Source organism: Evansella tamaricis (genome assembly GCF_019042215.1).
Lineage (GTDB): Bacteria > Bacillota > Bacilli > Bacillales > Salisediminibacteriaceae > Evansella > Evansella tamaricis.
In genome coordinates this window covers 1-2,193 of record NZ_JAHQCS010000104.1, presented here as the reverse complement: position 1 = coordinate 2,193, position 2,193 = coordinate 1, and the positions used below count along the sequence as shown (strand labels likewise).

General features: G+C 45.7%; 1 protein-coding gene and 1 riboswitch. The gene reads right to left on the bottom strand.

The window, feature by feature from the left end:
* Window positions 1-357 precede the first annotated feature (357 nt).
* Window positions 358-534, bottom strand: a complete 177-nt coding sequence (locus KS419_RS12580) for an aspartyl-phosphate phosphatase Spo0E family protein (RefSeq protein ID WP_217066757.1) — start codon at window positions 532-534, stop codon at window positions 358-360.
* A 37-nt stretch (window positions 535-571) separates the two neighbouring features.
* A riboswitch (cyclic di-GMP riboswitch) is annotated at window positions 572-669 on the bottom strand.
* Window positions 670-2,193 lie beyond the last annotated feature (1,524 nt).

Here is a 2,193-nt window from a genome sequence, read left to right as displayed (position 1 = left end):
GGCTTTTAAAGATTGCGACGGCTACGCTCATTGCTTAGGGACTGTAAAAGTGGAAAAGCACCACTTTTTCAGTTCCCATGCGAGTAGGCGGTGGAACTGGACAAGCACGAAGGTGCCAAAACTTATACATTCTTACCTATTGAAAAACAGGCATGGAAATTCCATGCCTGCTTCTATACGATGGATATGGTTTTTGTAACTGTACTAAGGTCTTCTATTATTTGGACTTGATATATTCTTCGCGAATCACTGATTTTTGCCATTTGATTTGTTCTTCATCCTGTTTTTTCGAATTTGTTTTCATTTCTATGATTGGTTTTCTTTTTAACATGTCCTCTCCTCCACTCTACTCATCTTTTATCCATTTTTTGATAGTTCTAACTGCTCATTCAGTTTGTCATCCAACAGTTGACTAATTTTAATCACTTCAGGATCAGCGATACCGTCCCGATCCTTTATTTCATACATCCAATTTCTTAACTTTTCAATATCTCTTCCAAGGTTATCTAGTTGATTCCGTTTACATGTACCCAAAATACATTCCCCCTTAAACTACTTTTTAAGAGTTTCTTTCGGCAACTGGCTGGCGTATCCATCCAATGTGTGAATCTAGATTTAGCCCCTATAGTTTTGCGTCCCCAACTTTCGATGGGTTTGCCCTTTCGAGTGTTCTATTGGGTTAGTTTGTGATGGAAAGAACAATGGTTGATTAGGTACATTATACTAAATAGTCTGAAAGTTCGCAATACGTTTCTGAGAGAATTCGACAATTTATTTAGAGTTGGATACAACCAAAGTATGTGCCTCCTCTGACATTAAATTTACCAATAATTTACAAAAAGTGTAGTAGTGAATGATAGAGCGTTTACTACTGCAACTGCAATCCTTCTGGTGATATAAGATGTAACCATGGTTTTGAGAGTCGGCAATGTTCTCAATAAGACGAATCACCTGCAAACGGTCTAGATGAACCTTTTTATTATCCGTTCGGGCACAAGGATTGGTCAACTTCTTACCGAAACTCCGACTGACGCTCCTGTTCGGGCATTAGTTCGAGATACTTCTTACCGAATACCTGCCCGTCCCTCCTGTTCGGGCACTAGTTCGAGATACTTCTTACCGAATACCTGCCCGTCCCTCCCGTTCGGGCACTAGTTCGGACAACTTCTTACCGAAACTCCGACTGACGCTCCTGTTCGGGCATAAGTTCGAGAAACTTCTTACCGAATATCCTGCTGACGATCCTGTTCGGGCATAAGTTCGAGAATCTTCTTACCGAATATCCGACTGACGCTTCCGTTCGGGCACTAGTTCGAGAATCTTCTTACCGAATATCCGACTGACGCTTCCGTTCGGGCACTAGTTCGAGAATCTTCTTACCGAATATCCGACTGACCCTCCTGTTCGGGCACTAGTTCGGGCAACTTCTTACCGAAACTTCGACCGACGCATCCGTTCGGGCACTAGTTCGGACAACTTCTTACCGAAACTCCGACTGACGCTCCTGTTCGGGCATAAGTTCGGACAACTTCTTACCGAATACCAGTCCGCCCCTCCCGTTCGGGCACTAGTTCGAACAACTTCTTACTGAATACCAGCCCGTCCCTTCCGTTCGGGCACTAGTTCGAACAACTTCTTACCGAATACCAGACCGTCCCTCCCGCTCGGGCACTAGTTCGAGAAACTTCTTACCGAATACCAGACCGTCCCTCCCGCTCGGGCACTAGTTCGAGAAACTTCTTACCGAATATCCGACTGACCCTCCTGTTCGGGCACTAGTTCGGGCAACTTCTTACCGAAACTTCGACTGACCCTCCTGTTCGGGCATAAGTTCGGACAACTTCTTACCGAATATCCGACTGACGCTCCTGTTCGGGCATTAGTTCGAGATACTTCTTACCGAAACTCCGACCGAAGCATCCGTTCGGGCACTAGTTCGAGATACTTCTTACCGAATATCCAGCTGACGCTCCTGTTCGGGCATTAGTTCGAGAAACTTCTTACCGAATATCCAGCTGACGCTCCTGTTCGGGCATTAGTTCGAGAAACTTCTTACCGAAACTCCGACCGACGCATCCGTTCGGGCATTAGTTCGGGCTACTTCTTACCGAATACCAGCCCGTCCCTCCTGTCCGGGCACAAGTCAGGGCAACTTCTTACCGAATATCCGACTGACGCTCCTGTTCGGGCACT